The 15891-nt window shown below is 74.3% G+C and carries 8 protein-coding genes and 2 tRNA genes; 8 read left to right on the forward strand and 2 right to left on the reverse strand.

The features are described from left to right. The first annotated feature begins 15 nt into the window (after positions 1 to 15). Entirely contained in the window at positions 16 to 2298 is a 2283-nt protein-coding gene (locus tag AMPC_RS11330) for a gluzincin family metallopeptidase (protein ID WP_248340730.1), read from the forward strand. On the opposite strand, the gene AMPC_RS11335 is transcribed toward AMPC_RS11330, so the two are convergent. After that, a complete protein-coding gene (locus AMPC_RS11335) occupies positions 2258 to 4915 on the reverse strand; it encodes a helicase-related protein (RefSeq protein ID WP_248340731.1) in 2658 nt (885 codons plus the stop codon). The genes AMPC_RS11330 and AMPC_RS11335 overlap by 41 nt on opposite strands. 233 nt (positions 4916 to 5148) lie before the next feature. Here AMPC_RS11335 and AMPC_RS11340 point away from each other — a divergent pair. Together AMPC_RS11340 and AMPC_RS11345 are read left to right on the forward strand one after the other, a co-directional pair. Continuing rightward, positions 5149 to 5220, forward strand: a tRNA-Val gene (locus AMPC_RS11340). Between the two features lie 14 nt (positions 5221 to 5234). Further along, positions 5235 to 5311, forward strand: a tRNA-Asp gene (locus AMPC_RS11345). A 65-nt stretch (positions 5312 to 5376) separates the two neighbouring features. On the opposite strand, the gene AMPC_RS11350 is transcribed toward AMPC_RS11345, so the two are convergent. Next, a complete protein-coding gene (locus AMPC_RS11350) occupies positions 5377 to 7179 on the reverse strand; it encodes a hypothetical protein (protein WP_248340732.1) in 1803 nt (600 codons plus the stop codon). Between the two features lie 819 nt (positions 7180 to 7998). On the opposite strand from AMPC_RS11350, the gene AMPC_RS11355 reads away from it, so the two are divergent. Genes AMPC_RS11355 through AMPC_RS11375 form a run of 5 tightly spaced genes read left to right on the forward strand, consistent with a single transcriptional unit; the run spans position 7999 to position 15838 of the window. Beyond that, positions 7999 to 8676: a pilus assembly FimT family protein gene (locus tag AMPC_RS11355; RefSeq protein ID WP_248340733.1), complete on the forward strand. Its 678-nt coding sequence runs from the start codon at positions 7999 to 8001 to the stop codon at positions 8674 to 8676. A gap of 8 nt (positions 8677 to 8684) precedes the next feature. Further along, on the forward strand, positions 8685 to 9197 hold the full coding sequence (locus AMPC_RS11360; protein ID WP_248340734.1) for a type IV pilus modification PilV family protein: 513 nt from the start codon (positions 8685 to 8687) through the stop codon (positions 9195 to 9197). Further along, positions 9197 to 10414 (forward strand): PilW family protein, encoded by a 1218-nt coding sequence (locus tag AMPC_RS11365; protein ID WP_248340735.1) that lies wholly within the window; start codon positions 9197 to 9199, stop codon positions 10412 to 10414. The genes AMPC_RS11360 and AMPC_RS11365 overlap by 1 nt, the downstream gene beginning before the upstream one ends. Positions 10415 to 10423: 9 nt before the next feature. Continuing rightward, on the forward strand, positions 10424 to 10927 hold the full coding sequence (locus tag AMPC_RS11370; protein ID WP_248340737.1) for a pilus assembly PilX N-terminal domain-containing protein: 504 nt from the start codon (positions 10424 to 10426) through the stop codon (positions 10925 to 10927). 12 nt (positions 10928 to 10939) lie between these two features. Next, a complete protein-coding gene (locus AMPC_RS11375) occupies positions 10940 to 15838 on the forward strand; it encodes a pilus assembly protein (RefSeq protein WP_248340739.1) in 4899 nt (1632 codons plus the stop codon). Positions 15839 to 15891 lie beyond the last annotated feature (53 nt).

Genomic DNA, 15891 nt, shown 5'->3' on the forward strand with positions numbered 1-15891 from the left:
TTAGGAAGCGTGCGCATGATCCCCGCCATCCTCCTCGCCGCCCTGTCGGCGGCCCCGGCCGGCGAGCTGCCCCCGGCGGCGCGGGTGGTCCGCGCGCCCGGCGGCCAGGTGATCCACGCGAGCGGCTTCGTCGCCGCGCCGGTGGCGGGCGGCCCCGAGGCGGCGGCGCGCGCCTTCCTCTCCCGGCACGGCGAGGCGCTCGGGATCGGCGGCGAGCAGGCGCTCCGGCTCGACCGCGCCGGGGCGGCGGGGAGCGTGGCGGCGGTGCGCTTCACGCGCAGCGTCGAGGGGCTCCCGGTCTTCGGCGGGGGCGTCTCGGTCGGGGTCTCGCCGGAGGGCGGCGTCTTCCTCGTCAACGCGGCGCCGCTGCCCCCGGCGCAGGCCGGCGCCTTCGCGCTCGGCGAGGCGGCGGCCGTCGAGGCGGCGCTCGCGGCGCTCGGGCCGGCGGCCCGGCTGCGCGCCCCGGCCGTCGCGGAGCGGGGCTGGCTCCCCTTCTTCGGCGCGCTGCGCGCCGCCTGGCGGGTGGACCTGCCCGTCGCGCCGGCCGCGAGCTTCCGCGTCTACGTGGACGCCGCCAGCGGGCGCGCGCTCCACGGGCTCGACCGTCGGCGGCGGGTGAAGGGCGCCGTCTTCGCCGACTCCCCGGTGGCGAGCGGCGCGAAGGACTGCCCCCTCGCGAGCGGCGTGTACGCCGAGTGCCAGCAGCCCACGCAGGTGGACCTGCCGAACCTCGCGGGCGAGACGCTGCTCTCGGGGAGCCACACCGCGGTCTGGAACTGCCTGGGCGGCGACGCGCCGGCGCAGAGGGGCGGCACCGCCGCCTGCCAGCAGCTCCCGGCCGACCCGAAGACCGGCTTCGTCTTCGCTCCCGACGACGCGCCCACCGGCACGGAGCCGGTGCACGGCTCGTACACCGACCGCTTCGCCGAGGTGATGGCCTACTGGCACGTGGACCGGCACGTCGCGTTCCTGAAGGCGCTCGACCCGGCGGCGCCGAACGCGCTCTCCTTCCTGCCGTCGTTCGTGAACGTGACGCTCGGGGGGCAGCCGTACGACAACGCCTACTTCGACCCGACCCTCGGCGGCATGGTGTTCGGCCAGGGGATCCGCGACACCACCTACGACGCCGAGGTCGTCTACCACGAGCTCACCCACGGCGCGGTGGACGCCTTCGGCGGGCTCGACGAGTTCTACGACGCGCTCGGGGTGCTCGCCGATCCGGGCTCGGTCAACGAGGCCACCGCCGACGCCATGGCGGCCGCCGAGACCGGCAGCCCCGAGATCTCGCGCTACCTCGCCGGCGCCTTCGGCGCGCCCTACCTGCGCAAGCTGGGCGGGCTGCGCACCTGCCAGGGCGACGGCGGCCCCTCGGACCTCGGGCTGGGCGTGGACGGGCTCTCGGGCGAGGTCCACGCCGACGGGCAGATCTGGAGCGACTACTTCTGGGAGCTCTACCAGGGGCTCGGCGGCGTCCCGGCCTGCGGCGGGAAGTGCAACGCCGCGGCCCAGCTCCAGTACAAGGCGCTCGAGCTCTCCGCCGGCGCGCGGAACGGGGTCACCTTCGGCTCGTACGCCGCGAGCCTGGTGGCGGCCGCGCAGCAGCTCTTCCCGTCGCGCAAGGACGTCGGCGCCTACGTCGAGTGCGTGGCCGAGCGGCACCAGCTGCTCGACCCGGCCGGCGCGCCCGGCGCCGCGCGCACCAGCCCCTGCGACGCTCGGACCGTGCCGCTCTACCAGGGCGAGGAGAAGGTGGCGTACCTCGAGCCCTCGGTGCAGGGCGAGCCCGCGCTGGCGGCGTTCCAGGCCACCTTCGCCGCGCAGGGCGAGGCGCTCGTGCACGCCTGCGGCAGCCAGGGCGCGGCCGGGACCGTCTACCTGCGAAAGGGCGCGCCGGTGCAGGTGGACGCCGGGAACCCGGGCGACCCGAGCGCCACCGCGAAGGTGGCCACCTTCGACCTGTCGGCGCCGATCGCCTCCGACTGCGCCCGGGGCGCCGACGCGGTGACCCTCCCCGCGGCGGGCACCTGGTACGCGCTCGTGGCCGGCACGGGCGGCACCGCGACCGGCTCGGCGGCCGACCAGGGGCAGGTCTTCGTGCTCACCGCCGCGTCCGGCCTCGCCGCCCGGCCGAAGGCGACGGTCCCCCGGACCTGCCCGCCCCCCGCGGCGTCGTCGGGCGGCGGCTGCCAGAGCGGGCCGGCCGGGGCGCTGTCGCTCCTCCCGGTGGCGCTCTGGGCGCTCCGGAAGCGGCTCGCCGTCAGGGGACCACGATCGCCGCGGCGTCGAGCTCGAGCGTGACCTGCTCGAGCGCGCCCTGGACCGCGGCCCGGTGCGCCCGCAGGCGCGCCAGCGCGTCCTCGACCGCCTCGCGCGGCGCGCCGCCCTCGAAGGCCGACTCGACCAGCCGGAGCTCCTCCACGTCCACGTGATCGGCGAGCGCCTCGAGGGCCGCCTCCAGCCGGCGCTCGAGCTGCAGCTTGGCGTCGCGCTCGGCCGCGAGCCGCGCCGCCTCCAGCACCGCCGGCGGCGGGGCGCCGACGCGCGCGTCCTCGATCTCGTCCTCCTGCTCGAGCCGGAGCGCGCCGCCGGGGACGAGCTTGTTCCCCTCGGCGAGCTCGACCATGACCGAGATGGGCGCGCCCTCGACGTAGCGCGAGGCCTGCCGCGCCGGGACGCGCGCGCCCGGCTCGAGGTCGGCCGGCGCCGGCCAGGCGAGGGTGAAGCGCGCGTAGAGCGCCCCCCGCCGCGGCGCCCACTCCGCCTTCATGGCCGCCGCGCGCCCCACCTCGCCGTCGCGGACCAGGCCCACCAGCGCCTCGACCAGCCGGTGGCCGGTGGCGAACCACTCGAGCTCGTCGCGCGCCACCGCCGTCTCGCGCCAGAAGCTGCCGAGGTGCGTGACCGGCTCGTCGGGAATCTCCATGCCCGGGAGCGCCTCGATCCGGAGCTGCGAGCCGAGCGTGAAGGCGACCTCGAACGGGTGGACGTTCTGGTCGGTGTCCACCTCGAGCCCCACCCGGCGGCCCACGCCGACGGAGAGGTCCTCGAGCTCCTCCTCGAGCCAGCGTGACAGCGTGAGGAGCGACTGCTCCACGTCGCCCTTCGGCGGCTCCTCGCCGAGGCGGTCGAAGCCGTTCTTCACGAGCCGCCGCAGCTCCGGGAGCGAGGCGGAGCGCAGGTCGAGGAGCGGGTCGCCCTCGTGCTGGGCCCGGCGCGCGTCGGCCACCCGCGCCGCGAGCTTCTCGCGGAACGCGGCGCGCGCGCGGAGCGGCTTCTCGCGCAGCGTCGCGAGCTCCTGCGGGAGCGAGGCGAGCACCGCGTCGAGGCCGCCGACCGGCTCCTCGAAGATGCCGATCTCGCGCTGGTAGAGGTCGGCGAGGAAGGCCTCCTCCCCCGGCTCGGCGATGACGTGGATCTCGACCGGGCGGGTCTGCCCGAGCCGGTCGAGCCGGCCGATGCGCTGCTCGAGCGCGAGGGGGGAGTCGGGCAGGTCCACGCAGACGAGGTGGTGCGCGAACTGGAAGTTGCGCCCCTCGCCGCCCGCCTCGCCGGAGAGGAGGACCATCGGCCCCTCCGGATCGCGGAAGCGGGCCACCAGCCGGTCGCGGGCCTCGATGGTGTCGGCGTCGTCGTAGAGGAGCGCCTCGAGCCCGGCGTGGGCGAGGCCGGCCTGCAGCTCGCGCAGGGGCTCGACCGACGCGCCGAAGGCGAGCACCTTCTCGCCGGCGCGGGCGAGGCCGGCGCAGAGCTCGACCAGCGCCGCCGGCTTCCTGCCCTCCTCGACGTCGTGGCGGCGCAGCAGGCGCTGGGTGAACGCGCCCACCTTGACGCGGCGGTTGCGGACCAGCCGCGCCGAGAGGCTGTAGCGATCGGCGAGGTGGGCGAGGAGCGCGTCGCGGTCCGACTCCTCGTCCTGGAACACCGGGTCCTCCGGCGAGAGGGCGACCAGCCGGGCGCGGGCCTCCGTCGCCGAGCCGCTGGCGACGAGGTGGCGGGCCACCTCGGCGTACGCCTCGTGCTTCGCGAGCCGGTCGAGGAAGGACTCGAGGGTGGTGGTCGGGACAGGCTCCACGAGGGAGAGGAGGCGGAAGTACTCGCGCGGGTCGAGCCGCACCGGCGTGGCGGTGAGGAGGAGGAGCCCGAAGGAGGCCCGGGCGATGGGCGCGACCGGGGCGTAGAGCGCGTCCTCGGCGAGGTGGTGGGCCTCGTCCACGATGACGAGGTCGAGCGGCAGGTCGGCGGCCGCGTCGGCGAGGTCGGGGTCGGCGGCCAGCGCCTCGAGCGAGACGATGGCGTGCGGCGAGCGGACGAGCGCCGACTCCGCGCCGCCCATGGCCTGGATGCGGTCCGGGGTGAGGAGCGAGAAGAGCGCGTTGAACTTGTGGAAGAGCTCGGCGAGCCACTGGAAGGCGAGGTGCTCGGGGACGATGACGAGCACGCGCTCGGCGATGCCGAGCTGGCGCATGCCGGCGAAGACCAGGCCCGCCTCGATGGTCTTGCCGAGGCCGACCTCGTCGGCGAGGACGAAGCGGGGGGCGCGGTCGGCGAGGATCCGGCCGGCGGCGCCCACCTGGTGCGGGAGCACGTGGACGCGGCTCGAGAGGAGCGCGCCCAGGCTGTCGGCGCGGCGCATCGCCTCGAAGCGGAGGACGCGGCCGCGCAGCTTGAAGGCGGCGGAGGAGCCCGGCTGGCCGGAGGCGAGCGCCTCGAGGGCGCCGCCGCGCGGCTGCTCGATGGGCGTCTCCTGCGGGACCTCGGCGAGCATCGGGTCGCGCCCCGAGACCACCGTGACACCGTCGCGGCCGGCGAAGCGGACCGCCAGCCGGCGGCCCTCGTCGGCCACCTGGATGACGACGCCCACGCCCCAGCCGCGCTGCGCGCGGTGCACGACCTTCATGCCCGGTTCCCAGTTCATGCGGCCCTCTAGCATCCGGTTCGGCGGGTGATCCAGCAATACCCGCTGGGGCTGCCGGGGACCGGGCCCGCTCTCCGGCCTTCTCGGCGGCGGCGCCGGGGGCGGCGAGGGTCCTCCGGACGGGCCGGAGGAGCCTCCTCGCCGGGTCGCGGGACCCTCGATCCGATTCGTGCGCGCGGACGTTGACAGCCCCCGGCCGCCACGCTAGAACGCCCGCCTGCCGTCGCCCTCGGGGGCGGATAGCTCAGCGGTAGAGCGTCGCCCTTACAAGGCGAGGGTCGCAGGTTCGAGACCTGCTCCGCCCAAGACCTTTGTACTTGGGGAGTTAGTTAAGTCGGTCATAACGCCGGCCTGTCACGCCGGAGGCCACGGGTTCGAGTCCCGTACTCCCCGCCATACAAGAGGCCGGAATCGTTCCCGAATCGGGAAGGGTTCCGGCCTCTCTCTTTTTCGAGTCCGGCTCACCCCCGCCGCCGCCCGACGCGCGCTGCCAGGAGCAGCGCCACCACCCCCAGCGCCTCCGCGCCCGCCGGGCCACTGCTGCAGCCGCCACCATGCTGGGCCGGCGGCGAAGCCACGCAGGTCCCAGACGCGCAGGCCCCTCCGACGCAGGGCGTGCCGTCGGCCGCCAGGGGCCGGCTGCAGGTGCCCTTGGCGGGGTCGCAGGTCCCGGCCACATGGCAGGCGTCGGCCGCGGCGCAGGCAACACGGCCGGTGGGGCTGCCGCACACGCCAGCCTGGCAGGTCTCGCCGCTCGTGCAGGCGTCGCCGTCGTCGCAGGCGGTGCCGTCATTCACCGGCAGAGAGGCCGTGCAGGTGCCGGTGACGAGGTCGCAGGTACGGGTGCGGTGGCACGGGTCGAGCGCCGGGCAATCGGCGTCGGAACCGCAGGCGCAGGTGCTGGTCGCAGGGACGCACGCCCCCGACCGGCAGGCGTCGCCGCTCGTGCAGCTCCGCCCGTCGTCGCAGGGCGTGCCCTCCGAGGCGAGCGGGCTCGAGCAGGCGCCGGTGGCAGGGTCGCAGGTGCCGGCGGTGTGACACTGATCGAGGGCAGCGCAGGTCACCGGGTTCGACCCCACGCAAGCGCCGGCCTGGCAGGTGTCGGTCCGGGTGCACCGGTCGCCATCGTCGCAAGCGGAGCCGTCGGAGAGCACCGGGTAGACGCAGCCGGCCACCGGATCGCACGCGTTGGCGGGGCCGTGGCACGGGGGCGGGGCGCCGCAGGCCACGGTGCCGCCGCCGATGCAGGCGCCGCCCAGGCAGGCATCGGCCTGGGTGCAGGCGTTGCCGTCGTTGCAGGCCGTGCCGTCGGGCTTGGTCGGATTGGAGCAGGTGCCGGTCCTGGGGTCGCAGGTGCCGGCCTGGTGGCACTGGTCGGGCACGGCGCAGGTGACGGGGCTGGTGCCCGTGCAGGCGCCGGCCTGGCAAGTGTCGGTCTGCGTGCAGGCGTTGCCGTCGTTGCAGGCGGTACCGTTGGCCTTGGCAGGGTTGGAGCAGGCGCCGGTGGCGGGGTTGCAGGTGCCGGCGGTGTGACACTGATCGAGGGCAGCGCAGGTCACGGGGTTGGTGCCCGTGCAGGCGCCGCCCAGGCAAGCGTCGTTCTGGGTGCAGGCGTTGCCGTCGTTGCAGGCGGTGCCGTCGGCCTTGGCCGGGTTGGAGCAGGTGCCGGTGACGGGGTTGCACACGCCAGCCTGGTGGCACTGGTCGGACGCGGCGCAGGTGACGGGGTTGCCGCCGGTACAGGCGCCGTTCTGGCAGGTGTCGGTCTGGGTGCAGGCATCGCCGTCGTCGCAGGCGGCGCCGTTGGGCTTGGCCGGGTTGGAGCAGGCCCCAGTGGCGGGGTTGCACACACCGGCCTGGTGGCACTGGTCGGGCACGGCACAGGTGACGGGGTTGGTGCCCGTGCAGACGCCGCTCTGGCAGACGTCGGTCTGGGTGCAGGCGTTGCCGTCGTCGCAGGTGGTGCCGTCGGACCTGGCAGGGTTGGAGCAGGCGCCGGTGGAGGGGTCGCAGGTGCCGGCCTGGTGGCACTGGTCGAGAGCGGCGCAGGTGACGGGGTTGGTGCCCGTACAGACGGCGTTCTGGCAGACGTCGACCTGGGTGCAAGCGTTGCCGTCGTCACAGGTGGTGCCGTTGGGGACGACCAGGTGAGTGCAGTTCCCCGAACCGTCGCAGACGTCGGCGGTGCAAGGGTTGGCGTCGTCCGCGCAAGCGGTGCCGGCAGGCTGGCCCGTGCACGAGGCCACCAGGGACGCGCCGGCCACCCCGGTGGCATGCGGGGTCGACGTCGAGGAGGCCGGCGACTGCCCGCAGGCGGCGAGGAGGAGTGCGGTGGCACACGCGGCGCGAGCGACTTCGTTCATGAGGCCCCCCGGGGCACGGACTGCGATTCACCGAGGCTACCAGAGGCCACTGCTGCCGTCGGCACCCGATTTCACGGATCGGATAGCCGCATCGGCGAGGGCCTTCACCGGCGAGCTGCGGGATCGGCAGATGCCCTCGCAGGCCGATCCCAGCCACGCCACGACGCCCTGGTACGCCCGCCGCGGGCACCGGGGTGACGCCAGGCCGTCGCCGCGGCCGGCGTGAGCCCCTGGGCACCGCTCTCGAAGGAGGCTCTTCGCGGCCCCGCCGGCCTCCCCGGTTCACGGCACGCGGCCGGCGGCGCGCGCCGCTCCGGGAGGTCGGCTCGGGACGCCACTTCATCCGGCGTGCCACGCACGCCCGCGCGCCTCCTCCGGATTCACCATTCGTGTTTGAAGACGGGTTCATTGACGCAATTGCGCTGATATTCGCACGATCCCGGTCCCGCCGGACCCGGCGGCGCGACCCCCGGCGCGTGCCGCGTCTGTCCCACGTTCCCACGTCCCTGTGTCCCAGGGCTTTTCGCGCGCACGGGGCGCCCCGGCGACCGATTGCGTGAAAATGCACACACGGGCGCAATTCTTCACGTGCGATTCCGCGACACGCGCGCTCGCCAATTGACCCGCTCTCGGCGATGATTGGCCTCGCCGGGAGCGCGGGGCCGCCTCCGCGCCCCCACCGCCGCCCGGCCGCGGCCCGTCTCTCGAACGGAACAGCGCATGCGCCCACCACGGTCCAGAGGCTTCACCCTCGTCGAGCTCGCGGTGACGATCTCGATCGCGGCCATCCTGGCGGCGGTGGCCTGGTCGAGCCTGGCCCGGCAGCGCGCGCGCGGCAACCTCGCCGGCAGCGCCATCGAGCTGCAGGCGCTCCTCCGCAACGCCCGCGTGAACGCGGTGGCGAGCGGCCGGCCCACCGCGGTGATGGTCTTCCCCCAGTACGCCAACCCGCTCGGCGGCATCGGGCGCGTGGTGGTGTACGAGGACCCGAGCTTCTCCTTCTTCAGCGCCGCGGCCACCCCGCACTTCGACGGCTTCGACCCGGCCGCGCCGGCGGAGGCCGGGCGGACCTTCCTCGGCTCCCTCGACCTGCCGGCGGGGATCGTCGTCGGGCTCGGCGGCGCCGCCCCGCCCACGCTCGCCCCGCCCTACTCCGGCATCCTGGCCGCCGCGTGCTCCTTCTGCGCCAGCGGGAACGACGGCCGGGGCGCGGTGGTCTTCGACGCCCGGGGCCGGGCCGGCTTCCACTCCGCCGACGGCGCGCCGCTCGCGGTCCAGGGGGGCACCATCGCCCTCTCCGGCCCGGGCAGCGCCGCCACCCTCCAGGACGCGAGCGGCTACCGGCTGCTCGTCATCACCGGCGCGACGGGCAGCGTCCGCGCGCTGAACAACGGATGAGGCCCGGCATGGCACGGCGGCGCGCACGCGGCACGACGCTCCTCGAGGCGATGGTCGCGATGTCGGTGGTGGTCGTGGGCGCGCTCGGCACCTACCGCCTGCACGTCGTGCAGCTCCGCCTCAACGCCGACGCGCGCCGCGCCACCGAGGCGAGCGCCGTGGCCCGGGACCTCGTCGAGAACATCGCGCTCTGGAGCTACTCCGACCCGCGGCTCGCCAACGCCAACCCCTCCAACGACGCCGACCTGGGCGACGCCCGCCAGGCCTTCGAGCAGGCCAGCCCGCCGTCCGACCACGGCGAGGCCGACCTCGCGCTCGGGACGGGCTGGAACGGCATCCCGGCGAGCGCGCTGCCCCCGGGCATGGAGCGCTACTGGAACGTGGCCTACCCCGACGACGCCGACGGCAACGGCCGGCCGGACGCCGTCCGGGTCGCGGTCATCGTCCGCTGGCCGCACGGCGCGGGCTGGCGCCGCGTGGTGGCGTTCACCACCAAGCTCGACCCTGCCGAGGTGCGGTGATGCGCGGTCCCGTCCGCGGCTTCAGCCTCACCGAGCTCCTGGTCGCGATGGTGGCCTCGGCCGTGATCGCCGCCGGGGCGCTCGGCCTGGTCGTCGCCCAGCAGCGCGCCTTCACCGCCAGCGCCGGAGATCGCGGGCTGCAGGAGACGGCGCGCACCGCCCTCGGCGAGCTGGGGATGAGCCTGCGGCGCGCCGGCTACGGCGTGGAGCCCTGGCTGGCCCTCGACTTCGGCCCGGCCAACGGCGCGTTCGCCAACCAGTCCTACCCGAGCGGCGCCCCCTCGGCGTTCCCGCCCAGCGCCAGCGCCTGCACCGGCGCCGACGCAGTCTCCTGCCGCGACAGCGTCACCGGCCCCGACGAGCTCGTCTTCTACGCCCGCGATCCCGCCTTCAGCCGGGCGCTGGCGGCGGCCCCCACCTCGACCCGGCTGACCCTCGCGACCCCGCTCGTGAACCCGCTCTACCAGGGGCAGGTGCTGCAGGTGATGTGCGGCGGCGCCTCGCGGTGGGCCTACGTCACGGTGGGCGCCAAGGCCGGCCCGGGCGACACCGCCGTCGCGCTCGGCACCGCCAGCTCGGGCCCGTTCCCCTACCAGCAGGACCAGCTCGCCTCCGGCTGCTTCGGCGCGGGCTGGCGCGACGTGCTCGTGCTCAAGGTGGAGCGCTTCCACTACTACGTGGCGCGCTACTCCGACGGGAGCGGCGCCGACCGGCCCTACCTGCTGCTCGACCGCGGCCTCTGGGACGGCGGGGCCCCGCTCGTCGAGCCGGTCGCGCCGGACGTGGAGGACCTCCAGGTCTCGTACCTGTTCCCGGGCTCCGCGGTGCAGCGGGTGGGCTACGCCCCGGGCCACCGGCTCGTGAACGCGACCGCGGCCGCGAGCCCGGACGCCGCGGTGGACCTCTCGGCGGCGCCGCCGACCTACGCCGATCTCAGCAACGCGCCGAGCCGCGCCACCAACCACCCCGCCAATGTCCGCGCGGTGCGGATCTCGCTCGTGGTCCGCACCGCCACCTGGGACCCGCAGCTCGCGGGCGCCGGCGGGGCCACCCTGCCGGCGGCCGCCAACCGGCCCGCGAGCGGGGCGGACGGCGGCTACCGCCGGCTCCTCGTCGAGACCACCGAGGGCGTGCGCAACCTCGACTCGCGCGGGCCCTTCTACCCCAGCTACTCCACCAACGCCGGCGCCGACGGCCTCAACGTCGGCGGCGGCTAGGCCCCCGCCATGAAGAACCCCGCCCCCCCGCGCGGCAGCGCGCTCGTCTTCGCCATGATCGTCGTGCTCGCCCTCACCGCCGTGGGCGTGGCGCTCATCCGCTTCACCTCGCGCGAGCTCGCCGGCGCCACCGCCGGGCGGCAGAACGACGCCCTCGTGGCGTGCGCCGAGGCGGGGCGGCAGCTCCTCCTCAGCCAGTTCCGGGCCGTGGGCATCGCGCCCACCTCGCTCCAGGCGCTGAACGTCGCGCTCGACGCCGCCGGCCAGACGCGGGTGCTGGGCGGCCACGTCGGGGCCAACGTCCAGGTGCAGCAGGTGCAGGTGCTGCCGGGCGGGAGCTTCGGCACCTCCGCCAACTCGGTGCGCGACCTCTCCAACATCATCCCGGGCGCCGGCGCGCTCGGCGGGACGCCCTACCGGATCGTGGTGCACTGCCAGGACCGGGGCGATCCCGCCGACCCGGCCAGCGGCCGCCAGCTCGAGATCGAGTTCGGCGTCAAGTTCGGCCTGTAGCGAGGACCCGCCATGCGCATCTCGTCCCGCCCACTCCGCAACCTCGCCTTCCTGCTCGCCTGCTGCCTCGCGCCCTTCGCGAGCGACGCCGTGAACGACGTGGCCTGCTGCAACCTGGCCGCCAGCTTCGGGACCTCGATTTTCCAGGGCGGCAACGGCGACGAGGACTTCTTCTCGGTCCCGGGCGGCTCGGCGAACCTGATGATCCTGCTCGACAACTCCTCGTCGATGCTCGACTTCCCGAACCCGCTCCCGTTCCCGTCGAGCTGGCCCACCTCGACCAGGGGCGTGTGCAGCGGCACCGCCCTCGACGCGTACACGGGGCTGCGCACGCAGACCCCCTACGACAACGGCGCCACGAACGGCTCGGGCAACTACCCGCTCGCCGACAACCCGCCCTGGTCGCTCGCCAACTGCAAGGCGGCCTCGACCGACGGCGGGACCGGCACCTGCCTCTTCAACGGCGCGAGCTACTACCGCTACCTCTCCGGCTCGGACGGCATCGGGACCCCGGCGCAGGCGTGGAACACGAGCACGGCCACCGAGTACAAGAAGGCGTCCACCGCCTGCGCCCACGCCCAGAGCCCCGGCGAGTGCGCCGCCTGCCTCGACGGCGCCGGCTACTACCTCTACTGGAACGCCGCCTACGGCTCGAACGACGCCGCCTTCCGCGGCGACTTCGTCAACGCCTACCCTCCCAAGTTCGTCATCGCGCGCAAGGTGGTGAAGAACCTGGCGATGTTCGACGACAACAACCCGAGCCAGCTCGACACGCTGCGGATCGGGCTCACGATCTTCAACCCGAACAACGCGCTCTCGAAGACCGTGGGCACGAGCCTCGGCAGCTACGACGGCGGCCAGCTCGTGGTGCCGCTCGGGCCGAGCTGCGACGCCTACCCGGCGCAGTACGCCGACATGCAGGCGCCGCGGCAGGTCCTCATCAACGCCATCAACGACCCGACCAAGGTCATGTTCTACAACGCCGGCACGAACGGGATCGGGACGCCGCTCGCCGAGGCGCTCTTCAACGTCGGCCAGTACTTCAGCACCTCCGGCGCGACCGGCCCCTACCAGACGCTCTTCGGCTCGAGCTGGGTCAACCCGAGCTTCGACGAGAGCGCCTCCGGGACCGTCGGCGCCTCGGCCGCGACCTGGACCGGCTCGCGGACGAACCAGCACTCGATCTGCTGGTCGTGCCAGCAGAGCTCGGTGGTGATCATCACCGACGGCGAGCCGATGGGCGACGACAACCTGCCCTCGAGCTCGGCCTCGAGCGCCCACTCCGCCTTCTCGGTGAACGGCAAGGGCGACTTCCGCAAGTGGGACTACACGGCGCTCCGCTGCGACCACGACTGCGGCACCGACCTCTCGAACGGCGCGCCCAACCTGCTGCACAAGGTGGCGGCCTTCCTGTACCAGACCGATCTGCGGTCGGACGCCGAGGCCATGACGCTGAACGGCGTCTCCGTGGGCGCGCAGACCGGGCAGCAGAACGTGGACACCTACACCATCAGCTTCGGCATCTCGGGCACCCCGGCGACCAGCCCGGCCATCGACCTGCTGACCAGCGCCGCCGACGCCACCCACGGCCACGGCTTCTTCTCGAACACCTCCAACGACGCGGAGCTGGAGCAGGCGCTGGCCGACGCGGCCGGCGACATCGTCGCGCGGGCCACGAGCTTCTCGGTCTCGAACACCACCCCGCTGCAGACGAGCCAGAACGCGCAGCTCTTCCTGGCGCGGTTCCGCCCGAGCACCGCCGCCGACTGGGAGGGGCACCTGTACCGGTTCCGGCTCTGGAACGAGGTGGCCGAGGGCTGCGACGCCGGCAAGTCCACCGCCGCGCAGACCCCGGCCGCCTGCGTCACCGCCGGCGGGGGCACGAAGCTGCTCAACCCCAACCTGAACGGCGACGAGGCCGGGGGCAAGGCGATCTGCGGCGCGGTGTTCATCCTCGACGGCGACTGCGATCCGGTGCTCGAGGACGCGAGCGGGGAGTTCATGAAGTCGAGCTTCCTGGGGAGCCAGCTCGTCGCCGGGACCACCCCCGCCCGGCCGGTCTGGGACGCGGGGCGGATGCTCTCCGACCCGGTCGCCGCGGCCGCGGCGCCGAGGGATCCGGACGGCGGCACCCCCTACCGCTCGGCGCGCTGGGGCGCGTCCAGCGCCGACCGGCGGCGGATCTACACCGTGACCGACTCGGACGGCGACGGCCTCCTCACCGCCGCCGATCAGCTGATCGAGCTCGACGAGGATCACGTCGCGACGCTCCTGCCGCTCCTGGCGCTCGACGCGGGCTACTGCACCACGCTCTACAAGCGCATGGGGGTCCTGGGGCTCCCGGGCTGGAGCGCGACCGACCTCACCCAGTGCGCGAAGCAGGTCGTCAACTTCGTCCGCGGCTGGGACGTCCTCGACGAGGACGGCGACAACTGCGGCGGCCCCGGCTTCCCCGGCAACGACACCTCCTGCCCGAGCACCAGCGCCCCGGGCACCGGCGCCTACGCCGGCCACAAGCTCGGGGCCGAGCGCGACCGGACCGCCGACGCCCGGAGCACGCCGCAGTTCTGGAAGCTGGGGGACGTGTTCCACTCCTCGCCGGCCGTGGTGAACCCGCCCGCGTCAGAGCTCCTCTGCGACCTCGGGCTCGACAACCAGTGCCTCGCGACCCTCCACAGCCCCAAGTCGCTCACGACCGAGGTCCAGACCCCCGCCGACTGGGACGTGAACGGCAACGGGAGGATCGACCCGGGGGAGGACGCCTTCGAGCAGTACCGGCGTGACAACTCGCGGCGGGTCCGGCTCGTGCTGGTGGGCGCGAACGACGGCATGCTCCACGCCTTCGACGGCGGCTCGCCCGACCTGAGCCGGGCGCCGGACTGGCTCGGCAACTACCCGTACACCGACGGCAGCGGGGCCGAGCTCTGGGCGTTCGTCCCGCCGGACCTGCTCCCCAAGCTCAAGAACGCGCTCCTCTCCCACGACTACTTCGTGGACGGGAACACCATGGTGCGCGACGTCTGGGTGGACGGGACCTCCGGCGGCGCGAAGGACGGCAGGAAGCAGCCGGGCGAGTTCCACACGCTGGCGGTGCTCTCGGAGCGCGCCGGCGGGAGCGAGTACGTGGCCCTCGACGTCACCAGCCCGCGCAGCCCGAGGTTCCTCTGGATGTACCCCCAGCCCTGCACCATCGACGTGAGCATGATGGGACAGTCGTGGTCGGGCTTCGCGCCCCGGCCGCCGCCCATCGGCCCGGTGAAGCTGGCGGTGGCGAAGAAGGGGCCGCAGGACCCGACCGGCCGCGGGTTCGAGGAGCGCTGGATCGTGATGCTGAACGGCGGCTACGACCCCTCGCTCACCAAGGGGCGCGGCGTCTGGATGATCGACGCCTGGACCGGGCAGCTCGTCTGGAAGTTCACCAACGACGAGCTGCAGGCCAACGTCAACTCGAGCGGCGGGATGTGGCCGGTGCCGGGCGGCGTGGCGCTCCTCGACATCGGCGCCGCCAGCCAGGCCCGGGTGGACTCGGACGGCTTCTTCGACACCGCCACCTGGGGCGACGTGGGCGGGCAGCTCTACGTGGCCCGCTTCCAGAGCCCGGGCGTCCTCTCGAACGGGGTCGTCGGGAACTGGACCGCGGCGCGCGCCTTCGAGGAGCAGCGCCAGGGCAACGACGCCCAGAACGTCGCCGGGCGGAGCGAGTTCTACTACATGCCCGCCAACACCGTGGACCCGGCCACCGGCTTCCTCCACAGCTACCTCGGGTCCGGGAACCGGGAGCGCATGCTCCAGGTGGGCGCCGGCTGCGGCCCGGACGACGTGTTCGGCTGCTTCCAGGGCGGCTGCAACACCGACGTGTCCACCGACTACGACTACGGCTCCTGCACCGTCTCGGTGAAGGCCCACTCCAACAACGGCGTCATCAAGCAGGACCGCTCATCGTCCACCTGCCCCACCTCCGGGCCGGTCTCCTGCGACCAGCTCTCGGTGAAGGTGAAGCTGCAGACCGTGTGCAACGGCTGGAAGCCCTCGGGTGGCGGCGTGGGCGCCTCGATGAGCTGCGACGCCCACGGCGCCTGCGGCTCGGTGGTGAAGGTGCGCAAGGGGAACGACGTCCCGACCAAGAAGCTCGCCGCCAGCACCACCCACAGCCGCTTCTACGGGATCTGGTCCTACGGGGGCGCCCGCTCCTTCGACGGCGGGACCGGCGCGACGGCGGCCTGGACCAGCGCCGTCACCTTCGACCGCAACCGGCTCACCGACGTCGCCTACGGGGGGACCTGCCTCGGCACCGCCGGGGGCACGTGCAGCCTCGTGGACGCCACCTACGCCTCGGTCTCGAGCGCGGGCGCCGTCACGTGCGGCGCCGCCGGCCCGGCCAGCTGCACGGCCGGCTCGTACGACGCCGGCTGGATGTACGAGTACGGGCGCGTCGCGGCCTGCCAGCTCCAGGGCGGGTGCGCCGACACCAAGGACTGGCTCGACGAGAAGACCGGCTCCGGCGCGACCGTGCTCGCCGGCTGCGTGAACTGGAACTCCTTCCGGCCGATGGGCTCGGCCATCAGCAGCACCTCGCCGTGCCAGACCAACGCCGGGACCCCGCGGAACTACACCTACCTCTCCGACTACCTCACCGGCGCCCCGTCGACCACCTGCGGCCAGGTGGGCGCGAGCGCCATCACCCGCGCCAGCACGCGCCCCACCATCGCCCCGCCGCTCGACCCGACGCAGATGGTGGCCCTGGGGGCCAACCGGCAGGTGACCTACTCGACGGCGCAGATCGAGCCGGGGAGCCCGCCGCAGTCGCAGCAGGTCGGCACGACGAGCGAGCTCGGTCAGACCATCTACTGGCTGGAGGTCCCCCGCGAGCTGCACGCCTGCCGGCACGCCGACGCCTCGCAGTGCGAGTGAGCGGGGCGGGCGCCGCGCGGGCGGGGGGTTGGCCCCCCGCCGCGCGGGAACGG

Source organism: Anaeromyxobacter paludicola, assembly GCF_023169965.1.
Classification (GTDB): Bacteria; Myxococcota; Myxococcia; order Myxococcales; family Anaeromyxobacteraceae; genus Anaeromyxobacter_B; species Anaeromyxobacter_B paludicola.

Bases quoted from the DNA above. Each gene is read 5' to 3' on its own strand.
- AMPC_RS11330 (WP_248340730.1), top strand. From the start codon at position 16: ATGATCCCCGCCATCCTCCTCGCCGCCCTGTCGGCGGCCCCGGCCGGC.
- AMPC_RS11335 (WP_248340731.1), bottom strand. From the start codon at position 4,915: ATGAACTGGGAACCGGGCATGAAGGTCGTGCACCGCGCGCAGCGCGGC.
- AMPC_RS11355 (WP_248340733.1), top strand. From the start codon at position 7,999: ATGCGCCCACCACGGTCCAGAGGCTTCACCCTCGTCGAGCTCGCGGTG.
- AMPC_RS11360 (WP_248340734.1), top strand. From the start codon at position 8,685: ATGGCACGGCGGCGCGCACGCGGCACGACGCTCCTCGAGGCGATGGTC.
- AMPC_RS11365 (WP_248340735.1), top strand. From the start codon at position 9,197: ATGCGCGGTCCCGTCCGCGGCTTCAGCCTCACCGAGCTCCTGGTCGCG.
- AMPC_RS11370 (WP_248340737.1), top strand. From the start codon at position 10,424: ATGAAGAACCCCGCCCCCCCGCGCGGCAGCGCGCTCGTCTTCGCCATG.
- AMPC_RS11375 (WP_248340739.1), top strand. From the start codon at position 10,940: ATGCGCATCTCGTCCCGCCCACTCCGCAACCTCGCCTTCCTGCTCGCC.